The organism is Propioniciclava sp. MC1683 (genome assembly GCF_014164675.1).
In the GTDB taxonomy this organism is placed as follows: Bacteria; Actinomycetota; Actinomycetes; order Propionibacteriales; family Propionibacteriaceae; genus Propioniciclava.
Genome location: NZ_JACJFX010000099.1, coordinates 1 through 1,237, shown reverse-complemented (window position 1 = coordinate 1,237; position 1,237 = coordinate 1). Strand labels below are relative to the sequence as shown.

2 protein-coding genes are annotated in these 1,237 nt (G+C 65.2%); both read right to left on the bottom strand.

The window, feature by feature from the left end; genetic code table 11:
- The coding region (locus H5397_RS17390) for a DUF6226 family protein (RefSeq protein ID WP_182819005.1) at positions 1–641 on the bottom strand (641 nt) is incomplete at its 3' end.
- 37 nt (positions 642–678) lie between these two features.
- Positions 679–1,237, bottom strand: a 559-nt coding sequence (locus tag H5397_RS17385; protein WP_182819003.1) for an IS5 family transposase, incomplete at its 5' end; no start/stop codon positions are given.

The window sequence follows — 1,237 nt, the reverse complement described above, 5'->3', positions numbered from 1 at the left end:
GGGGCCGGGCGCGGCCAGTGATTCCATCCGACGGGAAGGTCGCGGAGGACGGGCTTGGCGTCTTTGAGGCGCTGGGCAGGAAGATCTTGGGAGCGGGATTTCCCGGAGCTCGCGCCGTCGGGATAGGTGAAGGCGTAATCGACCCAGGGGCGAAGTCCGCGTTCGATCGTCTCTCGGTAGTTGCCGCTGACAGTCGCGAACACTCGCTGCTCGAGTTCATCGGCTTCGGCCTCCCAGTTCGAGTCGCAAGCGTCGCAACCGCAGACTGGGTAGTGGAAGTCGTGCAATAGTCCCGCGTGCATGTAGATCCCCGGATAAGCGGTGAAGACCAACGTCAAGGACGCGCACTTCGGATCATTAGGACGTATCCGCACCGCGCGCACCACATCATGAAACGCGGGACGCAGCAGATCCGCTGCCACCTCAACACCCTCATCGACCTCGACGTCATACGTCTCTCGGAGGTGGGCGATAAGGGCGTCAGCGACAACGTGCAGCGGTGCGAACCGCTCGGGATGCGTGTCGACCGAGTAGGTGTCTTCCGGAGGTGACCCGTGCCACCGACTCCCGTAGTTGATCACCGCGCCGTCAGCATCGCGGAACACCGGCGCTTCGATCAAAGGGCGAACGTAGGAACTCATCCCGTCATCCTGCCGCATCGGCGCGGCGCCGGCCGGCCTATGGCCAGGCCGGACGGGACAGGTCCGTCTTGATCCAGATCAGCGTCGCAGCGAGGCTGATCGCGGCACGATAGTTGCGAGCGAGCTTGTCCGAACGCATCGCGATGCCGCGCCACTGCTTGAGCTTGTTGAAGCAGCGTTCGACGACGTTGCGGCCCTTGTAGCGTTCCTGCTGCTGATCGCCGAAGTCGATCGGTCGGCCTGGCTTCTTGCGGCGGTGCGCGATCTGATCGTCCCTCTCGGGGATCGTGGCCGCGATCCCTCTCGTGCGCAACCATGCACGGTTCGCCTTCGACGGGTAGCCCTTGTCGGCGAGCACCCGGTCGGGGCGGGTGCGCGGCCGGCCCTTCCCGTCGCGGGGCACGCGGATGTCCTCAAGCACGGCGGGCATCATCGTGGTGTCGTTGACATTCCCACCGGTGATGACCATGCCCAGCGGCCTTCCGCGGCCGTCGCAGACCAGGTGCAGCTTGGTCGTCAGGCCGCCACGGGAGCGTCCGATCCCGTGATCAGGCGGCTCGAACCACGGATTCTTGTGATTCGGCAGGGCCCCCTGT